Origin of the sequence: Chimaeribacter californicus, from assembly GCF_002858675.1 — a bacterium.
In the GTDB taxonomy this organism is placed as follows: Bacteria; Pseudomonadota; Gammaproteobacteria; order Enterobacterales; family Enterobacteriaceae; genus Chimaeribacter; species Chimaeribacter californicus.
In genome coordinates this window covers 68848-95843 of the sequence record NZ_PJZF01000006.1, presented here as the reverse complement: position 1 = coordinate 95843, position 26996 = coordinate 68848, and the positions used below count along the sequence as shown (strand labels likewise).

General features: G+C 57.7%; 28 protein-coding genes and 1 pseudogene. 20 read left to right on the top strand and 9 right to left on the bottom strand.

The genetic code is table 11. The features are described from left to right. The first annotated feature begins 125 nt into the window (after positions 1-125). On the top strand, positions 126-836 hold the full coding sequence (locus CYR55_RS09365; protein ID WP_101815962.1) for a GntR family transcriptional regulator: 711 nt from the start codon (positions 126-128) through the stop codon (positions 834-836). 1 nt (position 837) lies between these two features. Here CYR55_RS09365 and CYR55_RS09360 read toward each other — a convergent pair whose 3' ends face one another. Then, a complete protein-coding gene (locus CYR55_RS09360) occupies positions 838-2037 on the bottom strand; it encodes an enolase C-terminal domain-like protein (protein ID WP_101815876.1) in 1200 nt (399 codons plus the stop codon). Between the two features lie 294 nt (positions 2038-2331). On the opposite strand from CYR55_RS09360, the gene CYR55_RS09355 reads away from it, so the two are divergent. The 4 genes from CYR55_RS09355 (at position 2332) to tssD (ending at position 5261) form a co-directional block, all read left to right on the top strand. Beyond that, entirely contained in the window at positions 2332-3723 is a 1392-nt protein-coding gene (locus CYR55_RS09355; protein WP_101815875.1) for a PTS transporter subunit EIIC, read from the top strand. 185 nt (positions 3724-3908) lie between these two features. Then, positions 3909-4268 carry a tlde1 domain-containing protein gene (locus CYR55_RS09350; protein ID WP_101815874.1) on the top strand — a complete coding sequence of 120 codons (360 nt, stop codon included), beginning with the start codon at positions 3909-3911 and terminating at the stop codon, positions 4266-4268. Continuing rightward, the gene (locus CYR55_RS09345) at positions 4265-4774 is read left to right on the top strand and encodes a hypothetical protein (RefSeq protein WP_101815873.1); all 510 of its coding nucleotides are present in this window, start codon (positions 4265-4267) and stop codon (positions 4772-4774) included. Before CYR55_RS09350 ends, CYR55_RS09345 begins: the two co-directional genes overlap by 4 nt. Position 4775: 1 nt before the next feature. Beyond that, positions 4776-5261, top strand: coding sequence for a type VI secretion system tube protein TssD (gene tssD, locus CYR55_RS09340; protein WP_101815872.1), 486 nt, complete (start codon positions 4776-4778; stop codon positions 5259-5261). 42 nt (positions 5262-5303) lie between these two features. Here the strand turns inward: tssD and CYR55_RS09335 are convergent, their stop codons facing one another. Together CYR55_RS09335 and CYR55_RS23535 are read right to left on the bottom strand one after the other, a co-directional pair. Then, the gene (locus tag CYR55_RS09335; RefSeq protein ID WP_101815871.1) at positions 5304-7301 is read right to left on the bottom strand and encodes an autotransporter outer membrane beta-barrel domain-containing protein; all 1998 of its coding nucleotides are present in this window, start codon (positions 7299-7301) and stop codon (positions 5304-5306) included. Between the two features lie 209 nt (positions 7302-7510). Further along, on the bottom strand, positions 7511-7681 hold the full coding sequence (locus CYR55_RS23535) for a YgdI/YgdR family lipoprotein (protein WP_165699561.1): 171 nt from the start codon (positions 7679-7681) through the stop codon (positions 7511-7513). 170 nt (positions 7682-7851) lie between these two features. Here CYR55_RS23535 and CYR55_RS09330 point away from each other — a divergent pair, with 170 nt between their 5' ends. The 4 genes from CYR55_RS09330 to CYR55_RS09315 all read left to right on the top strand — a co-directional run bounded on the left by CYR55_RS09330 (position 7852) and on the right by CYR55_RS09315 (position 10850). Further along, complete coding sequence (locus CYR55_RS09330; protein ID WP_101815870.1) at positions 7852-8415, top strand: DNA-3-methyladenine glycosylase I; 564 nt, start codon at positions 7852-7854, stop codon at positions 8413-8415. Next, positions 8412-8846 (top strand): N-acetyltransferase, encoded by a 435-nt coding sequence (locus tag CYR55_RS09325; RefSeq protein WP_101815869.1) that lies wholly within the window; start codon positions 8412-8414, stop codon positions 8844-8846. Before CYR55_RS09330 ends, CYR55_RS09325 begins: the two co-directional genes overlap by 4 nt. 165 nt (positions 8847-9011) lie before the next feature. Next, positions 9012-9674 (top strand): OmpA family lipoprotein, encoded by a 663-nt coding sequence (locus CYR55_RS09320; protein WP_101815868.1) that lies wholly within the window; start codon positions 9012-9014, stop codon positions 9672-9674. A 150-nt stretch (positions 9675-9824) separates the two neighbouring features. Next, positions 9825-10850, top strand: coding sequence for a LacI family DNA-binding transcriptional regulator (locus tag CYR55_RS09315; RefSeq protein ID WP_101815867.1), 1026 nt, complete (start codon positions 9825-9827; stop codon positions 10848-10850). Positions 10851-10853: 3 nt separating this feature from the next. Here CYR55_RS09315 and CYR55_RS09310 read toward each other — a convergent pair whose 3' ends face one another. Beyond that, positions 10854-11099 carry a helix-turn-helix domain-containing protein gene (locus CYR55_RS09310; protein WP_101815866.1) on the bottom strand — a complete coding sequence of 82 codons (246 nt, stop codon included), beginning with the start codon at positions 11097-11099 and terminating at the stop codon, positions 10854-10856. 103 nt (positions 11100-11202) lie between these two features. On the opposite strand from CYR55_RS09310, the gene CYR55_RS09305 reads away from it, so the two are divergent. From CYR55_RS09305 to CYR55_RS09275, 7 genes are all read left to right on the top strand, one after another. Then, a complete protein-coding gene (locus CYR55_RS09305) occupies positions 11203-11457 on the top strand; it encodes a helix-turn-helix domain-containing protein (RefSeq protein WP_101815865.1) in 255 nt (84 codons plus the stop codon). Between the two features lie 159 nt (positions 11458-11616). Beyond that, positions 11617-12369, top strand: a complete 753-nt coding sequence (locus CYR55_RS09300) for a sugar phosphate isomerase/epimerase family protein (protein ID WP_101815864.1) — start codon at positions 11617-11619, stop codon at positions 12367-12369. A 2-nt stretch (positions 12370-12371) separates the two neighbouring features. Continuing rightward, positions 12372-13328, top strand: a complete 957-nt coding sequence (locus CYR55_RS09295; protein ID WP_101815863.1) for a sugar kinase — start codon at positions 12372-12374, stop codon at positions 13326-13328. Between the two features lie 123 nt (positions 13329-13451). Next, positions 13452-14720, top strand: a complete 1269-nt coding sequence (locus CYR55_RS09290) for an MFS transporter (protein WP_101815862.1) — start codon at positions 13452-13454, stop codon at positions 14718-14720. Positions 14721-14836: 116 nt separating this feature from the next. Beyond that, entirely contained in the window at positions 14837-15814 is a 978-nt protein-coding gene (gene ghrB, locus CYR55_RS09285; protein WP_101815861.1) for a glyoxylate/hydroxypyruvate reductase GhrB, read from the top strand. Positions 15815-15946: 132 nt separating this feature from the next. Next, positions 15947-18010 (top strand): alpha-amylase, encoded by a 2064-nt coding sequence (locus CYR55_RS09280; RefSeq protein ID WP_101815860.1) that lies wholly within the window; start codon positions 15947-15949, stop codon positions 18008-18010. 110 nt (positions 18011-18120) lie between these two features. Next, a complete protein-coding gene (locus tag CYR55_RS09275) occupies positions 18121-19371 on the top strand; it encodes a valine--pyruvate transaminase (protein ID WP_101815859.1) in 1251 nt (416 codons plus the stop codon). A 76-nt stretch (positions 19372-19447) separates the two neighbouring features. Here CYR55_RS09275 and ibpB read toward each other — a convergent pair whose 3' ends face one another. Beyond that, a complete protein-coding gene (gene ibpB, locus CYR55_RS09270) occupies positions 19448-19900 on the bottom strand; it encodes a small heat shock chaperone IbpB (protein WP_101815858.1) in 453 nt (150 codons plus the stop codon). Between the two features lie 183 nt (positions 19901-20083). Next, positions 20084-20494: a small heat shock chaperone IbpA gene (gene ibpA / locus CYR55_RS09265; RefSeq protein ID WP_101815857.1), complete on the bottom strand. Its 411-nt coding sequence runs from the start codon at positions 20492-20494 to the stop codon at positions 20084-20086. A 323-nt stretch (positions 20495-20817) separates the two neighbouring features. On the opposite strand from ibpA, the gene CYR55_RS09260 reads away from it, so the two are divergent. Then, positions 20818-21156, top strand: a complete 339-nt coding sequence (locus CYR55_RS09260; protein WP_175580794.1) for a YceK/YidQ family lipoprotein — start codon at positions 20818-20820, stop codon at positions 21154-21156. A 60-nt stretch (positions 21157-21216) separates the two neighbouring features. Here the strand turns inward: CYR55_RS09260 and CYR55_RS09255 are convergent, their stop codons facing one another. Further along, entirely contained in the window at positions 21217-22485 is a 1269-nt protein-coding gene (locus CYR55_RS09255) for a YidR family protein (protein WP_175580793.1), read from the bottom strand. Positions 22486-22776: 291 nt separating this feature from the next. Here CYR55_RS09255 and CYR55_RS23960 point away from each other — a divergent pair. The 3 genes and pseudogenes from CYR55_RS23960 to CYR55_RS09245 all read left to right on the top strand — a co-directional run. Further along, positions 22777-22878, top strand: a pseudogene (locus CYR55_RS23960) (FlmC family protein); the annotation flags it as partial. Then, positions 22838-22984, top strand: coding sequence for a Hok/Gef family protein (locus CYR55_RS24160; RefSeq protein WP_101815854.1), 147 nt, complete (start codon positions 22838-22840; stop codon positions 22982-22984). The pseudogene CYR55_RS23960 and the gene CYR55_RS24160, both read left to right, overlap by 41 nt. A gap of 302 nt (positions 22985-23286) precedes the next feature. Next, complete coding sequence (locus tag CYR55_RS09245) at positions 23287-23490, top strand: Hok/Gef family protein (protein WP_101815853.1); 204 nt, start codon at positions 23287-23289, stop codon at positions 23488-23490. Positions 23491-23585: 95 nt separating this feature from the next. On the opposite strand, the gene yidA is transcribed toward CYR55_RS09245, so the two are convergent. Continuing rightward, positions 23586-24401 (bottom strand): sugar-phosphatase, encoded by an 816-nt coding sequence (yidA, locus tag CYR55_RS09240; protein WP_101815852.1) that lies wholly within the window; start codon positions 24399-24401, stop codon positions 23586-23588. A 178-nt stretch (positions 24402-24579) separates the two neighbouring features. Next, positions 24580-26994, bottom strand: coding sequence for a DNA topoisomerase (ATP-hydrolyzing) subunit B (gyrB, locus tag CYR55_RS09235; RefSeq protein WP_101815851.1), 2415 nt, complete (start codon positions 26992-26994; stop codon positions 24580-24582). Between the last annotated feature and the right edge of the window lie 2 nt (positions 26995-26996).

Below are 26996 nucleotides of genomic sequence, written 5' to 3'. Positions count from 1 at the left end.
TCATCGGCGTGCTGATGAAGGTCTTCGGCAAGAAGAAGTAAACGAGATGCCGCCTGCCCAGGCGGCATTTTTTATGGGCGTTCGGCGCTATAGTGTTGCCACCGATGCGTTACGGCCAACCGACCATGAAAAAGAGAGAGTTCATCGCGCAGGATCTGCTCAGCAAAATTTACCAGCACCGTGACAGCCCGCTGGAGAAACTGCCGCCGGAGCGCCGGCTCGCCCAGGAGTATGGCGTCTCGCGCTTTACCCTGCGCAAAGCGCTGGAAAAGCTGGTGGCGATTGGCGCGGTACGCATCGTGCAGGGCGCGGGGATTTTTATTAATCCCGGCGTCGGCAGCAACCCGCTGATCTATAACTCGATTACTGAAAAGAAATTCAACCAGATCAGTTACCGCCTGCTGGAACTGCATAAACGCCGCCCGGACGGCGACGAGCGGCAGATTTTCGGCCTGACGGACAACGATTTTATCTGGGCCTTTACCCGGCTGCGCAAAGTAGACGAGGTCACTGTGCAGATTGAATACGCCCGGATGCCTGCCGCCGGGTTCACCGACCTGACGCCGCAGACCATTGAGCACTCGATCCAACAATACCTGCTCAGCAAAGGGTGCGCCCTCTCCCATTCCCTGACCCACTACCGCGCCACCACAGTCAGCAAGGCCCAGGCGGAACTGTTGGCCTGCAAAAAAGGCATCGCGGCCATGCACATCCTTAACCGCGGCATTCTGCCCGACGGCCGGGTGGCGATCTTCAGCGACATTATTGATATCGACTACGCCTGCTCTTACGTGATTCCGTTTAACCGCGACAATCTGGCGTTCCGCCAGAGCTGACTCAGGGGGTATGCATCGTGCCGTCCGGCAGGCGGCTTTGCGTCCATTCATGCGGCCGGTAGACCACCGGGAACGCGTCGGCGGCCGCCTCGTCCAACCCTACGCCGATGCCCGGCTGCTCAAGGGGGTAGAGGTAGCCGTTCTCCGGCGCCACCGCCCCCGGAAAGAGCCGCTGGGTATTTTCCGGGCAGGCGACAAACTCCTGGATCGCCGCATTGTGCAGGTGGATATTCAGGTGGGTGTTGACCGCCGCGCCGATCGGGGTCATGTCCGGCGGGCAGTGCCACGCCAGCCGCACGCCGAAACTCTGGCAGAAATGGCCCAGCTTCAGCGCCGGGGTAATGCCGCCAATTTGTGACACATGGCAGCGCAGGAAATCGATGCGCCGGTTGATCACCAGCTCTTTCCACTCGGCCGGGTTATTGAACAGCTCCCCGGTGGCCAGCGGCACCGCCGTCTGCTGGCGGAGCTGCGCCAGCCATTCGTTCTGCTCCGGCGGCAGGATGTCTTCAATAAAATAGGGCTGGTAGCGCTCAAGCTGTTTGGCAAACTGCACCGCCTGCTGCGGAAACAGCCGCTCATGCACATCATGCAGGATATGGAACTGGTTGCCGTACTTCTCACGCAGTGCCTGGAACATGGCGAGCGTGCTTTCCATATAGCGTTCCTGATCGTAATAGGCACCCGGCGTCGGCGCGCGCGTGGTGTGCAGATCCGGCGCGTGACCGCCGTAAAACCCGAGCTGGCAGCGGATATGGTGATAGCCCTGCGCCAGCAGCCGGTCTACCTCCAGGCAGAGCGCCTCCAGCGTGTCACCGGCGGCGTGGCTGTAGGCGGCAATCGCGTCTTTGGATTTGCCGCCAAACAGCTGGTAAAGCGGCATCTCCGCCAGCTTGCCTTTGATGTCCCATAACGCCATATCGATGCCGGCAATGGCGTTATTAATCACCGGGCCGTTACGCCAGTAGGCGTTGACCATCATCATCTGCCAGAGATCTTCGATGTGGTTCGCATCCCGCCCAATCAGCAATGGCCGGAGATACTCCTCCACCATCACTTTCACCGCCAGCGGCCGCTGCTGAAAGGTGGCGCAACCCAGGCCAATGACGCCGTTGTCTGTGGTTATTTTTACCACCACCAGATTATGGCGATCGGGGCGGGTGATCCGGCATTCAATATCGGTAATCAGGGTAGGCTGCATCGCTTTCTCCTTTGCAGAAAGGTTATTTCCCGGCCAATGACGCAGAGAGGAAAAATAATGGTTTTTCTTATTTCATCCTATTCCGGCGGTATTTGTAAACTGATAATCCCGGCTTTTATTTTGGTCTGTAAAAGGGGTAATAATGGCGTTAAAAACCAGACCAATTTCCTTTTCACCCCGCGTGATGACTGAGGATGTGACGCACCGCATGGTTTATTGGCTTGTTTTCCAAACAGGGCAAACCTACCATCGTTTTCCATCAGGAATCCCTTTTCGTCGTGACAGTGAGGCCTTATGGAAAATACCCAGGCAGCCCAGGCCATTATTCCGCTGATGGGCGGAAATAATAATATTAATAAAATCTGGCATTGTATGACGCGCCTGCGTTTCGACGTGGTGGATGAAAGCCGCGTGGAGTGGGACGCCATTAAAAAACTTCCCGGTGTATTGGGTGCGCAATATCAGCGCGACCAGGTGCAGGTTATTATCGGCCCACAGGTTACGCTCTGGTATCAGGCGATTATGGCGAAACGCGACCCCGCCGCCGGGGATGCCGACGCAAAACCACATAAAGGGCTGATTTCGCGGTTTATGGACACTGTCTCCGGCGTGTTTGGCCCGATTGTCCCGGCCATCGCCGGGGCAGGCATGATTAAAGGGCTGCTGGCCGGGCTGGTGGCGCTGCATATGATTTCCGCCAAAAGCGACACGGTAATGGTGATTGACCTGATCGCCAGCGGCGTGTTCTATTTTCTGCCGTTTTTCCTGGCGGTGTCGGCCGCCCGGATATTTAATACCAACGAATACCTGGCGGCTGCCATCGCGGCCTGCCTGATGTACCCCACATTAATGGACGCCGCCAAAGCACTGGCCGCGCATACGCCGGGCGCAGCCACTGCCTTCTATTTTATCGAGGTGATCCCGGTTTCCGTCTTTAACTATTCGGCCAGCGTCATCCCGGTGATTATGTCTGTCTGGGCGCTGAGTTATATTTACCGGTGGGTCAATGCCCTGATGCCCGAGGTGTTAAAAACCGTCTTTACCCCGACGCTGACGCTGTTTATTACCGCGCTGGTCTCTTTGACATTGATTGGGCCGTTGGGGATTTACGTGGGGAAAGCGCTGGCGCTGTTTATTCAGGGATTATTTGATATTTCCGCGGTGTTTGCCGGGGTGATCGTCGGTGCCATCCGCCCGGTGGCGGTATTGACCGGGATGCACCACGCCATGACGCCGGTCGCCCTGCAGAATTTTGCCACCAAAGGCTATGACATGCTGATGCCGATGATGTTTATGGCCAATATGGCGATTGCCGGTTCCACTTTTGCGCTCTGTTTTCACAGCAAGACCCGGGCAGAACGTTCGGTGGTACTTTCCGCGGCAGTCTCTGCGCTGTTAGGGATTACAGAACCGGCGCTGTTTGGCGTGCTGACGAAATACAAAAAGGCGTTTATTGCCACCACGCTCAGCAGCGCCCTCGCCTCCGCCTTTATTGCTTTCTTTGGCGTGCGGCTTTACGGCTATATTCTGTCGAGCATCTTCAGCCTGCCGGCGTATATCGGCCCCTACTTCATCTATATTCTGATGGGCGTCACGCTGTCCTTAGGCCTGGCCTTTTTACTGACCTACTTTATGGTGGTAAAAGGCAAAGGGATTATTCATCCCGATCCTGAAACCGCCCACTGATTTCCCCTCCGGCCGCCTGACGGGCGGCCTTTCTGTTGCTATCAATGCTTCTACTGAATAATCTTCAGTTTTCTATAATCTCCATCAATTAGTTAATTATTCCTAACATGTCAATTCAGTTGAAATTTTCGCCATACAGGCAGCTAATTATTCCCTGTCACGCAAGGTGATAACAGGAGGGAAATATGACATGGGAATATAATCAGAAAACAGGCGAATTAAGACATAACGGCGAGTTTATTGCTAAGGGGTATAGTGGGAAAGGGATAGCTAAGGATAAACCATCAATGCAACATGTCAGGGATACCGGCCCAATTCCTAAAGGCTATTGGCGAATTTCTGGCTATGATAGCAATCAGGGGCCGTGGTCTATTCAGCTTACACCAATGGCAGGAACAAACGTTTTTGGCCGTACTGGATTTAAAATACATGGTGATAGACGTGATACGATTGGTCGCTCTTCCCAAGGCTGCATAATAATTAATGGTGCTGAAATTAGAAGGAACATTTATAATTCAGGTGACACCGTATTGGTGGTCAGATGAAAAAAACAATTCTTTCATTATTGTTAGTCTCTGCCAGCTATTCGGCAATGGCTGAACGTTACCCTACCGCCGAAGAGTTTGCTCAACAGATCAGGGACTCTGGTGCTGAAAAAGTGATTTCAGGTATTCCAGAAACAGACGAAGGGTTATGGAACGAAATTTTCAAGCATATATCTAACGGCGATGCCGCGTGGCTGAAACTCATTCCTTCCATCTCAATGACCGGTGCTGCTTCCTGGAATGAGCAACTTGGTACCGCATTGGCACAAGCAATACCCAAAAATGTAAACGGAGTGATGGAAATTATTGACGACTCGAACATCTCTATTTCTACGTCATCAGTCTGTTCAATGCCTCTTTATCATGAGACTGTTCCCGAACAAAATGAGTATGTCGTTAAAGCCATTCAGGCACTCTATAAAAGCAACAGCGTGCAGGCGCAGAAATGTTTGCAGCAGTTAATCACGACAGTGGGCCAGTCCAGCCAATTCCGCGAGGTGGATTAATATGGCAATTCCAGTCTATATGTACCTGAAAGATGATGCGAATAACCTTATCAAGGGCGGCGTTGATATTTATGGCCGGGAAAATAGTGTGGAGGTGCTGGGCTTTCATCATAGTGTTGATATGCCGACCGATGACCATACCGGGAGAATCAGCGGGAAATGTAAACACCTGCCTTTTCTGATTGAAAAAGAGATCGACTGCGCCACGCCTTATTTATATAAGGCAATGACATCTGGGCAAACGCTGAACTCCGTCGAATTAAAGCATTACCGGATTAATGACGCTGGGCAGGAAGAAGAGTATTACACTGTTCTGCTGGAAAAGGCGAAAGTGGTTAACGTCTTTCCCATTATGCATGACATAAAAGATGTGACTAAAGAGAAGTTCAATCATCTTGAACTGGTCGAATTCCGCTATGAAAAAATCACCTGGCACTATCTCGACGGCAATATTATCCACAGCAATAGCTGGTTAGAGCGCGCATAAATAAGGCCGCCCTCAGGCGGCCTGCTTATTTTATTACTTCCCTTAAAACCGGGCGCTGACGCCGAGGTTATACATAAACTGCTCGCCGCTACTGAGGCCGCCGGTCTGGGAGACGGCCGCAAAGGCCGCGACGTTGTCGGTCAGCGGCAGGTTAGCGCCGACAGTGACGTCCACCCAGTTGGTGTCCTGCGTGGCGCTGGTACGCGAGAAGTGGGTCTGGGTCGATTTAATCCCGCCGCCGGCGCGGTAGACATCGTCACCGAACTGGTGCTGATAACTCAGCTCCGCGTAGGGGTTAACCCGGGTAAAGCGGCCATCCAGCCGCCAGCCCAGTGCGCCAATCTGCGAATGGTAGGTCTGGTCGTCAAAACGCATCGCGGTGCTGCGGCTGCTTTTCTCACTGTACCCGTCCACGTTGCTGTAATCCCAGGCGAATTGCGCCATCGGGCCGGTGGTCAGCCAGCTTGCAACCGGGAAATCCCAGCCTGCCGTCAGCCGTGCGCCCACCTGTTTGCCGTCGGTGTCGCCCTCTTCCCGGCGGGTGGCCTCGCCCAGCCGCATACTGCGGTTGATGTCGTCAAAATTCACCGTTGCCCAGTGGACATCGGCGTTCAGCCAGCCATTGTCCAGCACGTTTACCGAACTGTAGGCGGAGAGCAGCCAGCCGCGTGCCTTGTAGTTATAGCGGCTGGAGGGGCGCTGGCGATCGTCCGCCCCGGCCAGCATTGCACCCACCAGCCAGTTGTCGGTGAGCTGGTAATCCATGCCGATGCTGATGTTATGCGAGGTGGCGTTGCCGTCCCCCGCCGCGGTATTGGCGCTGTATTCCATATGCTGCCCCATATAGCCGCCGAACAGGCCGAGGCTGCCCTGCGGGTTGGGGTTGGTGCGCAATTGCTGGTAGCGGCTGTCGAGAATCCCCTGCGCATTGCGCCCCAGCGCCAGCGTGGCCTGGTTCAGGGCCACCGCCTGCGCCGGGCCATCCAGCACCGATTGGATATAGTCGGCGATTAACGCATGGGTCTGCGGGCTGGGGTGCAGGTGATCGGCAAACAGAAACGCCTGGGCACTGCTGAAGCCGGGCGTGGAGGCATTACACAGTGCCGCAGAAAGGCCCGGCGGGCAGGCCATGCCGGCGGTGTTGGTCAGGCCATAAATAGCCGGATCGGCAATCACTTCATTCAGCAGGCCATCTACGTCCACACGCACAATATTGCCGCCGGTCGCCGCCAGTGCGGCATCTTCCGTCTGGTTATAGACGGCTGTCAGCGTGCCTGCCGCCGCGGCGAGCTGGTCGTAGGCACCAATCAGGGTTTGCGCCAGCGTCTGCGCTATGGCATCGGGCGCGCCGGTGGATTGCACCGCGGCGGTCAGGGCCTGATGGATAGAGGCCAGGCGCGCGGCGGCGTCTACCGTTCCCTGGCTGTTGAGCACACTGTAGGCCGCCTGCAGGGCGGCGTCGGCATTGGCCGGCAGCGCGGCGGTGATCACCAGTTCCATGATCGCCGGCGTCAGGCCGATGTTCGGCACCGTCGGCACGATCACCGTGCCTGCCCCGGCATTCACCAATGCCTGCACCTGCCCGGCGGCCGCGGTGGCGCTGGCGGCGGCCACGGCGGCGGCGGTGTCGATACTTAACGCGGCAGCGGCCAGATCATTCCCACCGACCCAGTGAATATAGAGGCCGTCGCTGTCAGCCTGGCCGCCGGTCAGGCTCAGATACTCACTGACCTGATCGCCGGTGGTGTTGTAATAGGGGTCGGTTTCCGGCACGGCAGTGGCCCCGCCGGTGGCATAGTTGGTGCCGCCGGTCTGCGAGGGCGTGAGCGCCTGCCCGGCGCGCTGCGCCAGGATCTCATCATAGAGTGCGGCATTGGCGCCATTGTAGGTAAAGCGGCCAATATTCCCGGAATCACTCAGACTGTCGCCAAAGACATAGACCGCGTCATAGGCCTGCGCTGAATTACCCCCCCACAACATCATTGCCACTGCCAGTGCGACCGCTTTTTGGCGGCCGTCAGATTTTTTTATATCCGGCATGGAGACTCCAAAGAGCCATCAGGCTGTATCAAGGAACAGAACGGTTTACGTTAACGCAATAAGGATTGCTCTAATTTTGCGCAATGCAAGTATAACTATTGTTCGCTTCTGACGTGCGTCAAGGTATCTGATTGAAAAAATGCAGGGGGCCGCACAGTTGAGAAAGGCAGGGAGTAAAAACCCCGGCACGGCGGCCGGGGTTGGGGGCATTAAGACTGGGGCTGGCCCGCAGGGCCGGTGCCCAGTGTGCCGCCCGGTGATGCCTGGCCGCTTGGCGCGTGCGGGCGGCCATCTTCTTTAACCGCGCTGCTGCGATGTGAACAGCCGGCCAGTGACGTTAACGCCGTAACAACCAGCAGGAGTGTGGAAAGCTTTTTCATAGAACCACCTCTAAGTAAACGTGAATAAAAGTATTTCTGAAAGTGTGAACGTTAAAGCATAGACAAGGAATGGCCACCTTACCGGCTGATTTCCCCTCGTATTCCTGCGTGATGGGCCGCTGCCCCCGCGCTATGATGCGGTATACCGCCAAGGGGAGAGGAAATCCGTTATGTTGCGTTGTCGCTGGGTCACCGCTGACCCGCTGTATATCGACTATCACGATCGTGAGTGGGGCGTGCCGCAGCGGGAGAGCCGTGCGCTGTTTGAGATGCTCTGCCTGGAGGGGCAGCAGGCCGGGCTTTCCTGGATCACCGTGCTGAAAAAGCGCGCCCGCTACCGTGAATGTTTCCATCACTTTGACCCGCACAAGGTAGCGGCGATGACGCCGGAGGATATCGACAGGCTGATGCAGGACGCCGGGCTTATCCGCCACCGCCGCAAGCTGGAGGCGATCATCATCAACGCCCGCGCCTGGCTGGCGATGGCCGACGCAGGTGAGGATTTCGCGCACTTCATCTGGCAATTTGTGGCGCACCAACAGCAGGTGAACCGCCCACAGGGTACAGAGATCCCGGCAAAAACTGCGGCCTCAGAAGCGCTGTCTAAGGCGCTGAAGAAACGCGGCTTTACCTTTGTGGGGGCGACGATCTGTTACGCCTTTATGCAGGCGTGCGGCCTGGTGAACGATCATCAGGCGGATTGCTTCTGCTGCCCGGTGCAGGAAGGCGCATGATCCGAGCATTCCGGCCCGCCGATATGGAGCCGCTGATGGCGCTGTGGCTGGCGAGTACTACGGCCGGGCACCCGTTTATTGAGGCGCGCTACTGGCATGAAAGCGCGCCGCTGGTGCGCGAGGCTTACCTGCCGCGGGCCGACACCTGGGTGGATGAGCGCGACGGCGAGCTGGCCGGGTTTATCAGCGTGATGGATGGCCGCTTTGTCGGCGCGCTGTTCGTGGCACCTGCGCGTTTCGGCACCGGCGTGGCAGACGGCCTGATGGCCTGGGTGCAGCAGCGCTTTCCGCTGCTCAGCCTGGAAGTCTATATGCGTAACCACCGGGCGGTGGCGTTTTACCGCCGATGGGGGTTTGTGCCGCAGCGGAAACTGCGCCACCGCGATACCCATGCGATGACGCTGATCATGGCCTGGAAAGCGCGTGCCTGACGCGTAACATTTTGAGAATTATCTCTAGCACTTTTCTGAGTTTTCCCCGTCATAATGCCTCTCTGCCGTGCTTTTTTGCACGGTGGCTCAAAAGATAACGACCTGCGCATGACTAATTGGGTGAAGGCGCTCTTCACCGTACTGACTTGTTACAAAGGATTAAGTATGAAAAAACGTATTCTGTTTGTGGCCGGCGCATTAAGCCTGTCACTGGCCCTGGCGGGCTGTACCACCAACCCTTACACCGGCGAACGTGAAGCCGGGAAAGCCGGCATCGGTGCCGGGCTGGGGGCCGCACTGGGCGCAGGCGTCGGGGTGCTCTCCTCCTCTAAAAAAGACCGCGGCAAAGGCGCGCTGATTGGCGCAGCGGCGGGCGCAGCCCTGGGCGGCGGCGCAGGCTACTATATGGACGTGCAGGAAACCAAACTGCGCCAGAAAATGCAGGGTACCGGCGTCAGCGTGACCCGCGAAGGCGACAACATCGTGCTGAACATGCCGAATAACGTCACCTTTGACACCGACGCCAGCAACCTGAAACCGGCCGGTGCCAATACCCTCTCCGGCGTGGCGATGGTGCTGAAAGAGTATGAGAAAACCGCCGTGAATGTGATCGGCTATACCGACAGCAGCGGCGCGCGTGCGCACAACATGACGCTCTCCCAGCAGCGTGCAGACAGCGTAGCCAGCGCACTGATCACCCAGGGCGTCTCTGCGGCGCGCATCCGCACCAGCGGTGCCGGCCCGGATAACCCGATTGCCTCCAACAGCACCGCTGAAGGCAAGGCACAAAACCGCCGCGTTGAGATCACCCTCAGCCCGCTGCAGTAACTGCCCTTTCCTTGACTGACTGCTCCCCGCCCTGAAGGGCGGGGATTCCCCTTCTCCTGCCGCCTCATCTCTGCCAAAAACCACCGCCGTATATTCGTCCACCGCTGCAGTATGGTAGTCTCCGGTGTCAGTTAGCCTGGAGGATATGCAGTGAACAGAAGTAAGGGTGCGGCGCGCGCGACCATCAGCGATGTCGCCAGAGCAGCAAATACCGGTAAGACCAGCGTATCGCGTTATCTTAACGGCGAACAAAATTTGCTCTCCGATGATTTGAAACAGCGCATTGAGACGGCGATCCAGTCGCTCAACTACCGGCCAAGCCAGATGGCGCGCAGCCTGAAAGGCGGCCAGACCCGGCTTATTGGCCTTATCATCGCCGACATTACCAACCCCTACTCTGTTGACGTGATGCGCGGCGTCGAAGCCGCTTGCCGCCGCCAGGGCTTTACCCTGCTGGTGTGTAACACCAACAATGAGATCAATCAGGAGCAGCACTATCTGCAATTGCTGAGCAGCTATCAGGTCGAGGGGATTGTGGTGAACGCGGTGGGAATGCGGGAAGAGGCGCTGTCGATGCTGCAACAATCACTGCTGCCGATGGTGCTGATTGACCGCAAAATTCCTGATTTCACCTGTGATGTGGTGGGGCTGAACAACCGCGAGGCGGCAACGCTCGCCACCCACCACCTGATCGATCAGGGCTTCGAGGCGATTCTGTTCTTAAGCGAGCCGGTAGGCACCGTGAATACCCGGCTGGAGCGGCTGGACGCTTACCGCGCCACCATGCAGGCGCACCCCGATTTACAGGCCAGAAGCGCTGAAGTGCTGCTGAATGACAGCACACAACTCGATGCCGTGCTCAGCGAATTCAGCCGCAGCAACCGCGGCCGCCGCAAAGCGGTGCTCTCCGCCAATGGCGCTCTGACGTTACATATTGCCCGTGCCATGCGCCGCCTCGGCATCCGCTGGGGCAGTGACATCGGCCTGCTGGGCTTTGATGAGCTGGAATGGGCGGAACTGGCGGGCGTCGGCATCACTACCTTTAAGCAGCCCACCTATGAGATGGGCTATGCCGCGCTGGAGCAGGTGGTGAAGCGCATCCAGGGCTGCCAGGACGCCCCCTGCGAACAGGCTTTTTCCGGCGAACTGATCGTCCGGGGATCGACGTCGCTGTGAGTTTTATGGCTGCGGTATATGACGCATCACCGCGCCCAGCACGTCAGCCGGGTTAAGCGAAAGCAATCGGGCGAGATGCGCAAACTCAATCACGTCTAATCGCCTTTCGCCATTTTCTACTTTCGCAATAAAAGATTGCGGGCGGCTCAACGCAGACGCCAGTTGCTGCTGCGTCAGCCCTTTCTCTCGCCTGGCTGCCCGTAACAGGCTGATAAGCTGTTGATATTCTTCCGCGTAAATAGATGACATGCCTGACGCCCCGATCTTTATCCCAAAATCGAATATCGGCCATTTATGTATTTATACCAAAATGGGATAATTTTCCGGTCGACCATGGCACAGGGAAAGGTAAATGGAACATCAGGATTGGCATCCCGCCGATATCATCGCTGCGTTAAAAAAACGCGGCACCAACCTCTCAGCGCTTTCACGCCAGGCCGGGCTGGCCTCTTCTACCCTGGCCAATGCGCTGGCGCGCCCGTGGCCGAAAGGCGAATGGCTGATTGCCGGTGCATTGGGCGTTCACCCGGCTGAAATCTGGCCCAGCCGCTATCAGGGGATACAGGCGTTGCGCCAACCGAAAAAGCCTGCAAAGTCCTTATTCTGATTCAACGAACTCTGTGACGGCGATCGTAAATCAGCGTTTCACTGCTTTTCAGTGGAACCGGTTCCATCTAACGTATTATTAACATCAACGGCCAGTTTTTGAACGTTAACCGTTCATTAGGGTTGAGTGCGGCGGGAATTCCGCCAACGAGGAACAGAGATGACCAGAGAAATTGTTGTAGTAACCGCCGCTTACGGCAGCGACCGCGTGCGTGCGCTGGGCGGCCAGGCGGCGCTGTTGCCGGTGATTGCGAAAGCCGGGGCGGACAGCGTGGAGATCCGCCGCGAACTGTTTGATGACCCGTCACTGGCCCACTTGCCGAAGTTGGGTGACCACATCGCCCAGCACCAGCTGGGGTGTGTGTACTCCGTGCCGGAAGCGCTGTTTGGTGAAGACGGCAATTACCACCCGCAACTGGAGGGCTTCTTCCTGGAGGCGCAGCAACTGGGCGCACGGGTGATGAAACTCTCCCTGGGCCACTACCGCCCCTGCACCAACCTGATGAGGCTGAAAAAGGTACTGGATGCCCAGCCGGTGCGGCTGGTGGTGGAGAATGACCAGACACCGGATTGCGGCCTTCTGTTGCCGATGAGCGCCTTCCTGCGTGCCGCATCAGATGCCGGCCTGCCGCTCGGCATGACCTTCGACATGGGCAACTGGCACTGGGTCGGGCAGGCTCCGCACTGCGCGGCTGATACGCTGGCCGATCACGTGACCTACGTACACGTCAAAGCCGCGGCCCAGCGTGCCGGAAAATGGCACGCGGTAGCGCTGGACAACAGCGACGGCCAGTGGCGCGAGTTGCTGAACCGCCTGCCGATGGATGCCCCACGCGGCATTGAATTCCCCCTGGAGGGTGACGACCTGATTGCCGTCACCCGCCACTACGTTGACCTGCTTCGCGCGGAGTAATTATGACGACTGAAAATACTGCTATTACCCCGCTGGATGCCGTGACCTTTGGTGAAGCGATGGCGATGTTTGTTGCTGACCACCCCGGCGATCTGGCCGATGCGGAACAGTTCACCAAGCGCATCGCCGGTGCCGAACTGAACGTCGCCATCGGACTCGCCCGCCTGGGGCTGAAAGTCGGCTGGGCCAGCCGGGTCGGCAATGATTCGTTTGGCCGCTATACCCTGCATCAGCTGGAAAAAGAGAAGATCAACAGCGGACAGGTCACGGTGGATGAACACTACCCGACCGGTTTCCAGTTAAAAGACAAACGCTTGGATGGCACCGATCCCACCGTGGAGTATTTCCGCAAAGGCTCGGCCGCCAGCCACCTCTCCCCGGCGGACTTTAACCCGGATTACTTTGGCGCGGCGCGCCACCTGCATTTGAGCGGGGTGGCGGCGGCGTTGTCACAAAGCTCACTGGCACTGGCCCGCCACGCCGCCAAAGAGATGCGCCGGATGGGCAAAACTATCTCCTTTGACCCCAACCTGCGGCCGGTGCTGTGGCCCAGCGAAGCGGCAATGGTGGAGGCGCTGAACGAGCTGGCATTCCAGGCAGACTGGGTATTGCCGGGGCTGAAAGAGGGCCAGATCCTGACCGGCAAACAGACCCCGGAAGAGATCGCCGATTTTTACCTCTCCCGCGGGGTGAAAGCGGTGGTGATCAAACTCGGGGCGGACGGTGCCTGGTTCAAAAGTGCCGACGGTGAACAGGCCACTGTTCCGGCCTGTCTTGTGGAAAATGTAGTGGATACTGTGGGCGCCGGTGACGGCTTTGCTGTCGGGGTGATCAGCGCCCTGCTGGAAGGGCTGCCGCTGCGCCGGGCCGTCGGACGCGGCAATAAAATCGGCAGCCTGGCAGTACAGGCCGTCGGTGACAGTGAAGGCCTGCCCACCCGCGCCGCGCTGGGTGAATAGCAGCATGATTAATCCGGTACGGGAGTTCGCCCGATAACAGAACTCCCCCTAATGACTAAGCATCACGACCTCTGCCCTACACAGACGTGCGCTGATTGCTTTGACCTGACAAAGGACCAGAACATGAACGAAGCCAAAATAGCCGCCAGACGCTGGTGGTACATCATGCCGATCGTGTTTATTACTTACAGCCTGGCGTACCTCGATCGCGCTAACTTCAGCTTTGCCTCGGCCGCCGGCATCAACGAGGATCTCGGCGTTACCAAAGGCATCTCCTCCTTGCTGGGGGCGCTGTTCTTCCTCGGTTATTTCTTCTTCCAGATCCCCGGCGCGATTTATGCCGAGCGCCGCAGCGTGAAAAAGCTGATCTTCTGGTCGTTGATCGTCTGGGGCGGCTGCGCCTCGCTGACTGGGGTCGTGAGCAATATCCCGATGCTGGCGGCCATCCGCTTTGTGCTGGGTGTGGTGGAAGCGGCGGTGATGCCGGCGATGCTGATCTACATCAGTAACTGGTTTACCAAGTCCGAGCGCTCACGCGCCAATACCTTCCTGATCCTCGGCAACCCGGTCACGGTGCTGTGGATGTCAGTGGTCTCCGGTTACCTGATCCACGCGTTCGGCTGGCGTGAAATGTTCATCATCGAGGGCATCCCGGCGGTGATCTGGGCCTTCTGCTGGTGGGTGCTGGTGAAAGACAAACCGGCAGAGGCCACCTGGCTGAGTGCAGATGAGAAAGCCGCGTTGGCTGCGCAATTGCAGAAAGAGCAGGAGGGCATCAAAGCGGTACGTAATTACGGCGAGGCGTTCCGTTCCCGCAATGTGATTCTGCTCTGCATGCAGTATTTCGCCTGGAGCATCGGCGTGTATGGGTTTGTGCTGTGGCTGCCGTCTATCCTGCGCAGCGGCATGGAGATGGGCATGGTAGAAGCGGGCTGGCTCTCGGCCGGGCCGTACCTCGGTGCCACCGTGGCGATGATCGTGGTCTCCTGGCTCTCTGACAAAATGCAGAACCGTAAGCTGTTCGTCTGGCCGCTGCTGCTGATTGGCGCGCTGGCGTTCCTTGGCTCCTACCTGGTAGGTGCAAACCACTTCTGGGTGTCGTATGGCTTGCTGGTGGTGGCCGGTGCAGCGATGTATGCCCCGTATGGCCCGTTCTTCGCCATCATCCCTGAGATGCTGCCGCGTAATGTGGCAGGCGGCGCAATGGCGCTGATTAACAGCATGGGCGCGCTGGGGTCGTTCTTCGGTTCCTGGTTCGTCGGCTACCTGAATGGTGCGACCGGTACCCCGGCGGCGTCTTACATGTTTATGGCTATCGCGCTGCTGGTTTCGGTGCTGCTGACGCTGGTGGTGAAACCCGCGCCCAGGCAACCGCACGCCCAGGTCGCCTGATTAATCTTATTTGTTAACCTCCGCGCAACATTGTGGCAAACGCCCAATCGTGCCGCGCGGAGGTTGTGCTATTTTGAAGAATCCCTTCTACAACAATCAATTTGCCGGAGTGTGCAATGAAGCCATCCATCGTCCTGTATAAAAAACTTCCTGCCGATCTGCGCCAGCGCCTTGACCAGCATTTCAACGTCATTGAATTCAACGGAATGAACAGCACCACCCGCCCCCAGATCCTGGATGCCCTGCAACAGGCGGAGGGGCTGATTGGCTCAAACGGCAAGGTAGACAAAGAATTGCTGGATCACGCCCCGCGCCTGCGCGGCGTCTCCACCATTTCCGTGGGCTTCGACAACTTTGATGTCGAGGAGCTGACCCGCCGCGGCATTCCGCTGATGCACACCCCGACGGTGCTGACCGATACCGTGGCCGATACCATGATGACCCTGGTGCTGGCGACCGCCCGCCGCGCGGTGGAGTCGGCCGAGCGCGTCAAGGCCGGTGAGTGGAACGGCAGCATCGGCGCAGACTGGTTCGGCGTGGATGTGCACCATAAAACCATGGGCATTCTCGGTATGGGCCGCATCGGCCTGGCGCTGGCAAAACGCGCCCACCTCGGCTTTGATATGCCGATCCTCTACACCGCCCGCCGCCAGCACGCCGAGGCGGAAAACAGCTTCAATGCGCGCCGCTGCGACCTCGACACGCTGCTGGCAGAGTCCGATTTCCTCTGCATCAGCCTGCCGCACACCGATGAAACCTTCCATATGATCAGCCGCGAGCAGCTGGCGAAGATGAAATCCAGCGCCATTCTGGTCAACGCCGGCCGTGGCCCGGTGGTGGATGAAGAGGCGCTGATTGAGGCGCTGCAAACCGGCGTGATCCACGCCGCCGGGCTGGATGTGTTCGAGCAGGAGCCGCTGCCGAAAGACTCCCCGCTGCTGAAGCTGCCGAACGTGGTGGCGTTGCCGCACATCGGTTCCGCCACCCATGAAACCCGCTACGGCATGGCGGCCTGTGCGGTGGATAATCTGATCGCCGCACTGACCGGTAACGTGAAAGAGTTCTGCGTGAACCCGGAAGTGTTGAAAAAGTAAGGTACTGAAAAAGTCACTCCTCCTCCCGCCTCCTCCACCGCGCCTTCGCGCCGGGGAGGAGGCGGATTTATACACAATCCGCACACTGTCATGGCTCTCTCCCGACCCCGATAACCAGGAAGATGGATCGCCATGAAATCTCTCGCCTTTGCTGCCCTGTTTCCGCTCTCTGCGCTCGCCCAGTGGAGCCTGCCCGCGTTTCCCCCGCTTACTGAGCAGCCGCCCGGCCTGTTTACCGGCAGCGCCGCGCTGAAAAAAGGGCAACAGCCGTTACAGTTCTCCCACAACGACCAGTGCTGGCAACCCGCCGGTGACGTGCGGCTTAACCAGACGCTCTCCCTGCAACCCTGCGGCGCAGCCCCACCGCCTTCGTGGCGGCGTTTCCGTGACGGGCAGTATCAGGTGCAAGTGGATACGCGCAGCGGCACGCCAACCCTGCGGCTGACGATAAAAGAGAGTGACAGCCCGGCGGCGGCCACGCCGATCGCCATCTGCCCGCGCTGGGACGGCAAACCGCTGACGGTGGCAGCCGGCCCGCTGTTCCGGGAAGGGGAAACGGTGCGCGACGCCTATTCCGGCCAGACGGCGCAGGTCAAAGGGGGCCAGATTACGCTGCAACCGGCCTCCGGCAGCGGTGGCCTGCTGTTGCTGGAAGCGGCGGACAGCCCCACTACCGCGCCGTTCAGCTGGCACAACGCCACGGTCTATTTTGTGCTGACCGATCGCTTCGCCAACGGCAACCCCAACAACGATCACAGCTATGGCCGCCGATCGGACGGCATGCAGGAGATCGGCACCTTTCACGGCGGCGATCTGGCCGGGCTGACGCAAAAACTCGATTACCTGCAACAGCTCGGCATCAACGCGCTCTGGATCAGCTCGCCGCTGGAGCAGATCCACGGCTGGGTCGGCGGCGGCACCAAAGGGGATTTCCCACACTATGCCTACCACGGTTACTACATGCTCGACTGGACGCGGCTCGATGCCAACATGGGGGATGAAAAGGATCTGAAGCGGCTGGTGGATGAGGCGCACCGGCGCGGCATCCGCATTCTGTTTGATGTGGTGGTGAACCACACCGGCTACGCCACGCTGGCCGATATGCAGCAATTCGGCTTCGGCACACTCTACCTGAAGGGCGCAGAGATGGAAAAAACCCTCGGCGCGCACTGGACAGACTGGAAACCCGGCACCGGGCAGAGCTGGCACAGCTTTAATGATTACATCAACTTCGGTGACAAGGCGGGCTGGGCAACCTGGTGGGGCAAGAACTGGATCCGCACGGACATCGGTGACTATGACGCACCGGGCTACGACGACCAGACCATGTCGCTGGCATTCCTGCCGGATATCAAAACCGAGTCCACCGCCGCCGCCGGGCTGCCGGTGTTCTACCAACATAAACCGGACACCGCCGCCCGCGAGATCCCCGGTGCTGCGCCGCGTGACTACCTGACCCACTGGCTGAGCCAATGGGTGCGCGACTACGGCATTGACGGGTTCCGCGTCGATACCGCCAAACATGTGGACAAAGCCACGCTGGCGCAGCTTAAGCAGCAGGCCGTTACCGCGCTGGCGGCGTGGAAAGCGGCGCACCCGCAACAGGCGCTGGATGACGCGCCGTTCTGGATGACCGGTGAAGCCTGGGGCCATGGCGTGCTGAAAAGTGACTATTACCAGCACGGTTTCGACGCGATGATTAATTTCGACTTTCAGGATCAGGCGGCAGGTGCGCTCGGCTGTTATGCGCAGATCGGCCCCGTTTACCAGCAGATGGCGGACAAGTTGCAGGATTTCAACGTGCTGAGTTATCTCTCTTCCCACGATACGCGGCTGTTTTTCAATGAGGATGCAAAAGGCGATCTGCAGGCGCAGCAGCGCGCCGCTGAATTGCTGTTGCTGGCGCCCGGTGCGGTACAGATCTATTACGGCGATGAGAGCGGCCGCCCGTTTGGCGCGACCGGCTCCGATCCGATTCAGGGCACCCGTTCAGAGATGAACTGGGCGCAATTACAGCAGCCTGGGCATGCGGCATTGCTGGCGCACTGGCAAAAGATTTCGCAATTCCGGGCGCGGCATCCGGCCATCGGGGCCGGTCAGCAGCAATTGCAGCCCGATCGGCGCTATTTCGCCTTTAGCCGCACCCTGAACCACGACCGGGTATTGGTGGTGTGGGCCGGGAATCCTGCGCCCTGAGGCCGCGCCTGAAAAAGCGTGTAATGCTGGAAACCGGACACTGATTGCACCTGCCTCTCAGTAGCGTTAAGGTAAATCACCACACACCGATAACAACTGATTAGCATTGTATGAAGTTTTCACGTTTTGGCGAAAAATTTACCCGGTTCTCCGGCATCACCCGCCTGATGGGCGATATGAATGACGGCCTGCGTACGCCGGGCGCGGTGATGCTGGGCGGCGGCAACCCCGCGCAGATCCCGGAGATGCAAACCTATTTCCAGCAGTTGTTTGACGAAATGCTGGCGCAGGGCAAGCTGAATGAGGCGCTGTGCAACTATGACGGCCCGCAGGGCAAAGATGCGCTGCTGCGGGCGTTGTCCCGCCTGTTGCGTGATGAGCAGGGCTGGGACATCTCCCCGAAAAATATCGCCCTGACCAACGGCAGCCAGAGCGCGTTCTTCTACCTGTTTAATCTGTTTGCCGGCCGCCGCGCTGACGGCACCCTGGGCCGCGTGCTGTTCCCGCTCGCGCCGGAATACCTCGGCTATGCCGATGCCGGGCTGGATGAAGACCTGTTCGTCTCCACCAAGCCCACTATCGAACTGCTGCCGGACGGCATGTTTAAATATCACGTCGATTTTGATCATCTGAACATCACCGATGATATCGGCGTGATCTGTGTTTCCCGCCCCACTAACCCCACCGGTAACGTGCTCACCGATGAGGAGCTGACCCGGCTAGATGCGCTGGCGCAACAGCATGATGTACCGCTGCTGATTGATAACGCCTACGGCGTGCCGTTTCCCGGCATTATCTTCAGCGAGGCCACGCCGCTGTGGAACCCGAACACCATTCTCTGCATGAGCCTGTCGAAACTCGGCCTGCCCGGCGCGCGCTGCGGCATCGTGATTGCCGACGAGAAAGTGATCACCGCCATCAGCAATATGAACGGCATCATCAGCCTGGCGCCGGGCGGCATCGGCCCGGCGATTGCCACCGAGATGATTGAACGCGGCGACCTGCTGCGGCTGTCAGACGAGGTGATCCGCCCGTTCTACTTTGAGCGTGTGCACCATACCATTGAGATTTTGCGCCGTTATCTGCCGGAAGAGCGCTGCCTGATCCATAAACCGGAAGGGGCGATTTTCCTCTGGCTCTGGTTCAAAGATTTGCCGATCACCACCGAAACCCTCTACCAGCGCCTGAAGCAGCGCGGGGTGCTGATGGTGCCGGGTAACTACTTCTTCCCCGGCCTGGCACATGAGTGGCCCCATACCCACCAGTGTATGCGCATGAACTATGTGCCGGACCCAGACGTGATCGAGCGCGGCGTCGCGATTCTGGCCGAAGAGGTGGCGCGCGCCCACGCGGAAGGCTGATCGCGCAGGCCATAAAAAAGGGAGAGCCAGAGGCTCTCCCTTTTTTTACGCGCGTTTTAGCGGTTGCAGTGCGGCATCAGCTCTGCTGATTTTCCAGCGCCGGGCGGCTTTCGCTGCGGCTGTTACCGATGGCAATGCGCTGTGGCTGAAGCTCAGCCGGGACTTCACGCACCAGATCGATGTGCAGCAAGCCGTTGGTGAACTCCGCCTGCGTGACCTGCATATGTTCGGCCAGCGTAAAGCTCAGGCTGAACTCTTTGCAGATCAGCCCCTGATGCAGATACTGCACCTCTTTTTTCGGGGGCGTCGGCGTGCCGCGCACGGTCAGCCGTGGGCCTTCGACTTCAATATCCAGTTCATCCTGTTTGAAGCCGGCCAGTGCCAGCGAAATGCGGTAGTGGTTGTCATCGCTTTTTTCGATGTTATAGGGCGGGAAGCCCTGGGCGTCCGGGCCGCCCTGCATGGAGCTGGCCAGTTTGTCGAAGCCAATCCACTGACGCAGTAAAGGGGACAGATCGTAGTTACGCATACTAAAACTCCTTCTATGAAGCGAGATAATGTTCCCGGCGAACCGGGCAGCCTCCTGACGGCAGGCTGTAAGGGATTAAACCGTGCAATAATGCACTGTTTTCAGGGTGAATTAATTCATGATGAAATTAACTCACCGTAATGTCATCACTATGTCATATCTATTAAGTAAACCTTCTGAGGCTTATTTAATTTCAATCCGGCGTGGTTTCAGGGTTTCCGGGACAATTCTTTCCAGATCGATAAACAGCAACCCGTTTTCCAGATTCGCGCCTTTAACCTGAATATGTTCTGCCAACTGGAATTTGCGTTCAAAATTGCGTTCAGCAATGCCCTGATATAAATAGGTACGGTCAGCCGGCGGGTTAGCGCGTGCACCTTTCACCACCAGCAGGTTGTCATGGGCGGTGATATCCAGCTCGTCGTCTGCAAAACCCGCGACCGCAATCGCGATGCGGTAGTGGTTTTCATCCACCAGCTCGACATTGTAAGGGGGGTAGCCGCCGCCCTGATTCTGGCCGGACTCAATCAGATTAAACAAGCGGTCGAAGCCGATGGCGGAACGGTATAACGGGGCAAGATCATAATTACGCATTTTCTTCTCCTGACAGGCAGCGAGTGAATAAAAAGCCTTCCGTTTGGACAGGCTGCGGTGTAAATACCCTGACGGCGTACTCTTTTCCAACCGCAATAATAAAATGGTGCCGGCGCTACGCTTTTCAAGATCATTTTTTTATTTTTTTGCCGCTTTTTTTGCGCTGCGCAAAACAAACCGGCGAAATCTGCCTGATGATTTACACTGAAATGAGACGACCGCCACAGTGCCTATGTGTGAGCACTTCAACAAGAGCGGACTAATGCTATAAGTCTGACAACACAGCAGACATACCAGCACGCAGCATGGGATGGGTTTATATGATAAGAACGACATTATTGCCGATAGCAACCGGCTGTGCATTTATGGCCACTGCCGGCTGTTCCAGCGTAATGAGCCACACCGGTGCCGATCAGGGGTATTACCCCGGAACCCGCGCCAATGTGGAAATGATGAAAAGTGACGAGACCAGCTGGGCATTGACGCCGCTGCTGGCCGTTGACCTGCCTTTCAGCGCGGTCGCAGACACGCTGATGCTGCCGTATGACTACTACCGCGCCGGGCGGGACAAAGCACCCGACTCGCCGCGTGAACGCATCCGCCAGAGCGAGGCCAGAACCCTGGCAACCAGCGGCGCGACTCAGGTAGCCGTGGCCCCCTGACGGGCCGGCACACCGCAATAAAAGGCCGGGAGGCAGCACCGCTTCCCGGCCTTTTGCTTTTCAGCGTGCTTCAGTGATAAACAACTGCGCACGGCCGTTGATGTTACGCATAAACGCCACCCGGCTACCGTCCGGTGATATCACCACCGCATCACCCAGCGGCGGTTCGTCACTGCGGGCGGTCAGCCTTGAGAGCGCACCGGTGGCAACATCACACAGCATCACGCTGTTATCACAGATCAGGGCCAGCTTTTTGCCGTCCGCCCGCCAGCTGAACGCCGATTGGATCGGATGCGGGCCATGGGTGATCTGGCGCGGTTCGCCCCCGTTCGGGGAAATGCCCCAGACCTGCACAATGCCCTGCTCATCTTTCATCAGAAACGCGATCTCACTGCCGTCCGGCGCTGCACGCAGCCAATGGCGCGGCTGGCTGGCCACGCCGGGGAACGTGCGTTCGCTGGTAAAGGTCAGCCGCCGTTGCCTCACCCCACGCGGCGGTGCCGGCATCTCGGTTTCCGTGCCCTGCAACGGGATGTCTCCGGCATGGGCCAGGTCGGCATCATTCTCCGGCAGATCCACGACAAACACTTCCGGCACCTTTTCACCTGACGGCGCGCGGGTATCGCCGATGAATGCCAATGCCCAACGCTGGCGACGGCCATCCTGTTTCACATAACCGCCCCGGCCGATCCAGCCCTCTTCATAGGCGCGGCTGATTTCATCACTGCCGGGCTGCGGTTGCGGCGTGGTGTGGCTCACCAGCACACAGAAGTGGCTGCCGTCATACTCCCGTGGATGGTGTTTCGCCGGGACAACTGCATGCAGCGGCACAGCAATGCCGACGTTGCGTAAATCCAGCGCCGGATCGCGCATATGCAGCACGTGATCGTTATAGGTAAAGCTGAGGCGGCTGCCGTCCGGGCTGAAAACATGCACATGGCTGCCGCCGCGTAATGCACCGGGCGTATAGGGCGCGGTGATGCTCATAGCATCAAGCGTGACGGCCTCGCCGCGATCCGGTTCGCTGATAATCACACCGCGCCGGTGGTGAAAATCGTAACGCCATTCACTGTCCGGCCGCTCCGGTCCGTGGATGAAAGCATAACGCGCCGGGGCATCCGGGCTGACCGTAACGACCCCCACATGCGCGCCATCCCGGGCGGTGTAGATGACGTCGGTCGAGCCGTCCGTTACGTTGACCCGTTCAATCGTCAGCCCGCTGAATTCCCCGCCATGGGGGCGGACGTCATACACCAGCCACTGGCTGTCGGGCGTCCAGACATTGATATTGGTCAGTTGATGGCCGCGGTCATCAAAGGTCAGTTGCATTTCATTTGCCACGATGGAATTCCTGTTGCGCGTATAGCGTCAGGGTAACCGATCCTGTGGGTGCTGCAAGGTATGGCAAAATAGCGGATAGATACATTTCCAGAAAAAATGAGTTTCACATGAAACATATCAACAGCGATATATAAATAAAATCCTATATAATCAAAAGATTGCAGAGGAAAAAGAAAGGCGTATGCTACCGGCGGGTGCCTGGACATGTCTGTTCCGGGCAGTCCGGTGCAGACAAAGAAAAGGCCCCACTCAACGTTAATCTAAGTGAGGCCTATCTGTATGCTTGAACAACATCAGGTTAGCCTTTTACCCGCCGCAAGGCAAGGAACCGGAGGCCAGTATGCTGCAAAAAAGTGGGGTTATTTGTTTGATCGTTATCTGTATCACGCTGTTGATTTTTATGTGGATAACGCGCAGTTCGCTCTGCGAGGTGCGGTTCAGAAATAACCATCTCGACGTTGCAGTCATCATGGACTACGAATCCTGAGGGAAGGCAACCGGGGCGGGCGCTTGCCCGCCCCTTCGTTGCGACGCATCGCTGCCATGCACCCTTTCAACAAGCCCGCTTCGGTGGGCTTTTTTATGGCTACCGGAAAAGAGTGAACGCATCAACGGAGTGAATAAGTGCGGCAATAGAGCATGATAAAATCTATACAATCAAAAGGTTACATAAAAATATGAAAGGCGTATGCTACCGGCGGGTGCCTGGACATGTCTGTTCCGGGCAATCCGGTGCAGACAAAGAAAAGGCCCCACTCGACGTTAATCAAGTGAGGCCAATCTCGATGCATGAACAACATCAGGTTAGCCTTTTACCCGCCGCAAGGCAAGGAACCGGAGGCCAGTATGCTGCAAAAAAGTGGGGTTATTTGTTTGATCGTTATCTGTATCACGCTGTTGATTTTTATGTGGATAACGCGCAGTTCGCTCTGCGAGGTGCGGTTCAGAAATAACCATCTCGACGTTGCAGTCATCATGGACTACGAATCCTGAGGGTAAGGCAACCGGGGCGGGCGCTTGTCCGCCCCTTCGTTGCCGCGCATCGCTGCCATGCACCCTTTCAACAAGCCCGCTTCGGTGGGCTTTTTTCAGGCATTCAGCACGAATTTTTCAATCGCGTGTGCGACGCCGTCTTCCGTATTTTTTCTGGTGATGTACTGTGCCGACTCTTTCACTTTATCGATGGCATTGCCCATCGCTACCCCAAGCCCGGCATACTCCAGCATCGCGATGTCATTTTCCTGATCGCCCAGGGTCATGATGTTTTCACGCGGAATAGAGAGTTTCTGCGCCAGCGCTTTCACGCCCTCGCCTTTGTTGACGCGCTTATTGAGGATTTCGAGATAGTACTCCGCGCTTTTCATGATGGTATAGCGCGCCTTGACCTCATCCGGAATCCGGCGGATTGCGGCATCCAGAATTTCGGGTTCATCAATCATCATCACTTTCGGGAACGTCAGGGAGCGATCCATCTCCTCGACGCTGCGGTATTTGAACGGCATACCGGTGAGGTTGGCTTCATGCACCGTATAGCGGCTGATGTCTTTGTTAGCGGTATAGAGCGTTGAGTGGGTGAGCGCGTGGTAATGCACGCCCAGCTCACGTGACAGGTTTTCGAAGAACAGATAGTCATCGAAAGAGAGCGTCACTTCCGCCACGCATTCACCATTGATCGCGCGCTGCACCAGCGCGCCATTATTGGTGATGCAGTATTCCCCTTCCTGCTGTAAATCCAGTTGCATCAGGTAACGCTCGACCCCGATGTAGGGGCGGCCGGTGGCCAGCACAATCTTTACGCCCTGTTTACGGGCTGCGGCTATGGCCTGCTTCACGGCCGGGGTGACCTCATGCTGCGGGTTGAGCAGCGTGCCGTCCATATCGATTGCGATTAATTCAATAGCCATAGCATCCTCAGTGTCAGGGAAAGGTATATCGTCATGCTAGCGTGATTAAGCGCACATTAATAGAACAGCGCCGCACGCGTTTTTCCGAAAAAAAATCCGGCCGCAGTTGCCTGGGCCGGATATGTTTTTCGCTAAACGGGAAAGCAAACAGAAAACAATTGCTTGCTGCCGCCATGGATCAGATATCGATATTCGCCGCTTTCAGGGCGTTTTCTTCGATAAAGGCGCGGCGCGGTTCCACTGCGTCACCCATCAGGGTGGTAAACAGCTGGTCGGCTGCAATCGCATCCTTGACGGTGACGCGCAGCATACGGCGGCTTTCCGGGTCCATGGTGGTTTCCCACAGCTGATCCGGGTTCATCTCGCCCAGCCCTTTATAACGCTGAATCGCCAGGCCCCGGCGTGACTCTTTTACCAGCCACTCCAGTGCCTGTTCGAAACTGGTTACCGGCTGACGGCGCTCGCCCCGCTCGATGAAGGCATCTTCCTCGATCAGGCCACGCAGTTTCTCACCCAGGGTACACAGCTTGCGGTATTCACCGCCATGGATGAAGTCGAAGTCCAGATCGTAGTCGGTGTCTACGCCATGGGTACGGATGCGCAGTACCGGCTCGAACAGCTGGCGCTCACGGTTTTCACGCACTACGGCATTGTAGGTGCTGCCGTGCTGCTCTTTCTCGTTCAGCGCGTTAACCAATTGCTCCATCCACGTCTGCACTTTCGCCTGGTCGCCGAGGTCTCCTTCTGCCAGCGTCGGCTGGTAGATCAGGTTATTCAGCAACGCACGCGGATAGCGGCGCTCCATGCGCTTGATCAGCTTCTGGACGCTGTAATGCTCCGCCACCAGCTTCTCCAGCGCCTCACCGGCCAGGGCCGGAGCGTGGGCGTTGCTGTGCAGCGTGGCACCGTCCAGCGCGATGGCGATCTGGTACTGATCCATCGCCTCATCATCCTTGATGTACTGCTCTTGCTTCCCTTTTTTCACCTTGTAGAGCGGCGGCTGAGCGATAAACACATGGCCGCGCTCAACGATTTCCGGCATCTGGCGATAGAAGAAGGTCAGCAACAGGGTACGGATGTGCGAACCATCGACGTCGGCATCGGTCATGATGATGATGCTGTGGTAACGCAGCTTGTCCGGGTTGTACTCGTCACGCCCGATGCCGCAGCCCAGCGCGGTGATCAGGGTGGCGACTTCCTGGGAAGAGAGCATCTTGTCAAAGCGCGCCTTCTCCACGTTCAGGATTTTCCCTTTCAGCGGCAGAATCGCCTGATTTTTACGGTTACGGCCCTGTTTGGCGGAACCGCCCGCGGAGTCACCCTCCACCAGATAGAGTTCAGAGTGCGCCGGGTCACGCTCCTGACAGTCCGCCAGTTTGCCCGGCAAACCGGCCAGATCCAGCGCACCCTTACGGCGGGTCATCTCACGGGCTTTACGGGCCGCTTCACGCGCACGGGCCGCGTCGATGATTTTGCCGACGACGATTTTTGCGTCGTTCGGGTTCTCCATCAGGTAGTCCACCAGCTTCTCGTTCATCAACGACTCAACCGCGGATTTCACTTCCGACGACACCAGCTTGTCTTTGGTCTGGGAAGAGAATTTCGGGTCCGGCACTTTCACGGAGACCACGGCAATCAGCCCTTCACGCGCATCGTCACCGGTAGCGCTGATCTTGGACTTCTTGCTGTAACCCTCTTTATCCATGTAGCTGTTCAGGGTACGGGTCATCGCGGCACGGAAACCGGCCAGATGCGTACCGCCGTCACGCTGCGGGATGTTGTTGGTGAAGCAGTAGATATTTTCCTGGAACCCGTCGTTCCACTGCAAGGCCACTTCCACACCGATGTCATCTTTTACGGTAGAGAAGTAGAAGACGTTCGGGTGGATCGGGGTTTTGTTTTTGTTCAGATACTCAACAAACGCCTTGATCCCGCCTTCATAATGGAAGTGGTCTTCCTTGTCCGTGCGCTTGTCATTCAGGCGGATCGCCACGCCGGAGTTCAGGAAGGAGAGCTCACGCAGACGTTTTGCCAGAATGTCATACTGGAATTCGGTGTTGTTGGTAAAGGTGGCGAAGCTTGGCCAGAAGCGCACCATGGTGCCGGTTTGATCGGTTTCACCAACGACTTTCAGCGGCCCCTGCGGTTCACCCATCGCGTAGGTCTGCTCATGCACTTTCCCTTCACGGCGGATAACCAGCTCCAGTTTCTCAGACAGGGCGTTAACCACTGACACCCCCACGCCATGCAGGCCGCCGGAGACTTTATAGGAGTTGTCGTCGAACTTACCGCCGGCGTGCAGCACGGTCATGATGACCTGCGCCGCAGAGACGCCTTCCTCTTCGTGAATCCCGGTCGGGATACCGCGCCCATCATCCTGTACGGAAACAGAATTATCGGCGTGGATGGTGACCTGAATCTCTTTGCAGTGGCCGGCGAGTGCTTCGTCGATAGCGTTGTCCACAACCTCGAATACCATGTGGTGCAGACCGGTGCCGTCATCGGTATCGCCGATATACATGCCCGGGCGCTTGCGCACCGCGTCCAGCCCTTTTAATACCTTGATACTTGAGGAGTCATAAGAATTCGACATCA

Bases quoted from the DNA above. Each gene is read 5' to 3' on its own strand.
- CYR55_RS09365 (WP_101815962.1), top strand. From the start codon at position 126: ATGAAAAAGAGAGAGTTCATCGCGCAGGATCTGCTCAGCAAAATTTAC.
- CYR55_RS09360 (WP_101815876.1), bottom strand. From the start codon at position 2,037: ATGCAGCCTACCCTGATTACCGATATTGAATGCCGGATCACCCGCCCC.
- CYR55_RS09355 (WP_101815875.1), top strand. From the start codon at position 2,332: ATGGAAAATACCCAGGCAGCCCAGGCCATTATTCCGCTGATGGGCGGA.
- CYR55_RS09350 (WP_101815874.1), top strand. From the start codon at position 3,909: ATGACATGGGAATATAATCAGAAAACAGGCGAATTAAGACATAACGGC.
- CYR55_RS09345 (WP_101815873.1), top strand. From the start codon at position 4,265: ATGAAAAAAACAATTCTTTCATTATTGTTAGTCTCTGCCAGCTATTCG.
- tssD (WP_101815872.1), top strand. From the start codon at position 4,776: ATGGCAATTCCAGTCTATATGTACCTGAAAGATGATGCGAATAACCTT.
- CYR55_RS09335 (WP_101815871.1), bottom strand. From the start codon at position 7,301: ATGCCGGATATAAAAAAATCTGACGGCCGCCAAAAAGCGGTCGCACTG.
- CYR55_RS23535 (WP_165699561.1), bottom strand. From the start codon at position 7,681: ATGAAAAAGCTTTCCACACTCCTGCTGGTTGTTACGGCGTTAACGTCA.
- CYR55_RS09330 (WP_101815870.1), top strand. From the start codon at position 7,852: ATGTTGCGTTGTCGCTGGGTCACCGCTGACCCGCTGTATATCGACTAT.
- CYR55_RS09325 (WP_101815869.1), top strand. From the start codon at position 8,412: ATGATCCGAGCATTCCGGCCCGCCGATATGGAGCCGCTGATGGCGCTG.
- CYR55_RS09320 (WP_101815868.1), top strand. From the start codon at position 9,012: ATGAAAAAACGTATTCTGTTTGTGGCCGGCGCATTAAGCCTGTCACTG.
- CYR55_RS09310 (WP_101815866.1), bottom strand. From the start codon at position 11,099: ATGTCATCTATTTACGCGGAAGAATATCAACAGCTTATCAGCCTGTTA.
- CYR55_RS09305 (WP_101815865.1), top strand. From the start codon at position 11,203: ATGGAACATCAGGATTGGCATCCCGCCGATATCATCGCTGCGTTAAAA.
- CYR55_RS09300 (WP_101815864.1), top strand. From the start codon at position 11,617: ATGACCAGAGAAATTGTTGTAGTAACCGCCGCTTACGGCAGCGACCGC.
- CYR55_RS09295 (WP_101815863.1), top strand. From the start codon at position 12,372: ATGACGACTGAAAATACTGCTATTACCCCGCTGGATGCCGTGACCTTT.
- CYR55_RS09290 (WP_101815862.1), top strand. From the start codon at position 13,452: ATGAACGAAGCCAAAATAGCCGCCAGACGCTGGTGGTACATCATGCCG.
- ghrB (WP_101815861.1), top strand. From the start codon at position 14,837: ATGAAGCCATCCATCGTCCTGTATAAAAAACTTCCTGCCGATCTGCGC.
- CYR55_RS09280 (WP_101815860.1), top strand. From the start codon at position 15,947: ATGAAATCTCTCGCCTTTGCTGCCCTGTTTCCGCTCTCTGCGCTCGCC.
- CYR55_RS09275 (WP_101815859.1), top strand. From the start codon at position 18,121: ATGAAGTTTTCACGTTTTGGCGAAAAATTTACCCGGTTCTCCGGCATC.
- ibpB (WP_101815858.1), bottom strand. From the start codon at position 19,900: ATGCGTAACTACGATCTGTCCCCTTTACTGCGTCAGTGGATTGGCTTC.
- ibpA (WP_101815857.1), bottom strand. From the start codon at position 20,494: ATGCGTAATTATGATCTTGCCCCGTTATACCGTTCCGCCATCGGCTTC.
- CYR55_RS09255 (WP_175580793.1), bottom strand. From the start codon at position 22,485: ATGCAACTGACCTTTGATGACCGCGGCCATCAACTGACCAATATCAAT.
- CYR55_RS24160 (WP_101815854.1), top strand. From the start codon at position 22,838: ATGCTGCAAAAAAGTGGGGTTATTTGTTTGATCGTTATCTGTATCACG.
- CYR55_RS09245 (WP_101815853.1), top strand. From the start codon at position 23,287: ATGAACAACATCAGGTTAGCCTTTTACCCGCCGCAAGGCAAGGAACCG.
- yidA (WP_101815852.1), bottom strand. From the start codon at position 24,401: ATGGCTATTGAATTAATCGCAATCGATATGGACGGCACGCTGCTCAAC.
- gyrB (WP_101815851.1), bottom strand. From the start codon at position 26,994: ATGTCGAATTCTTATGACTCCTCAAGTATCAAGGTATTAAAAGGGCTG.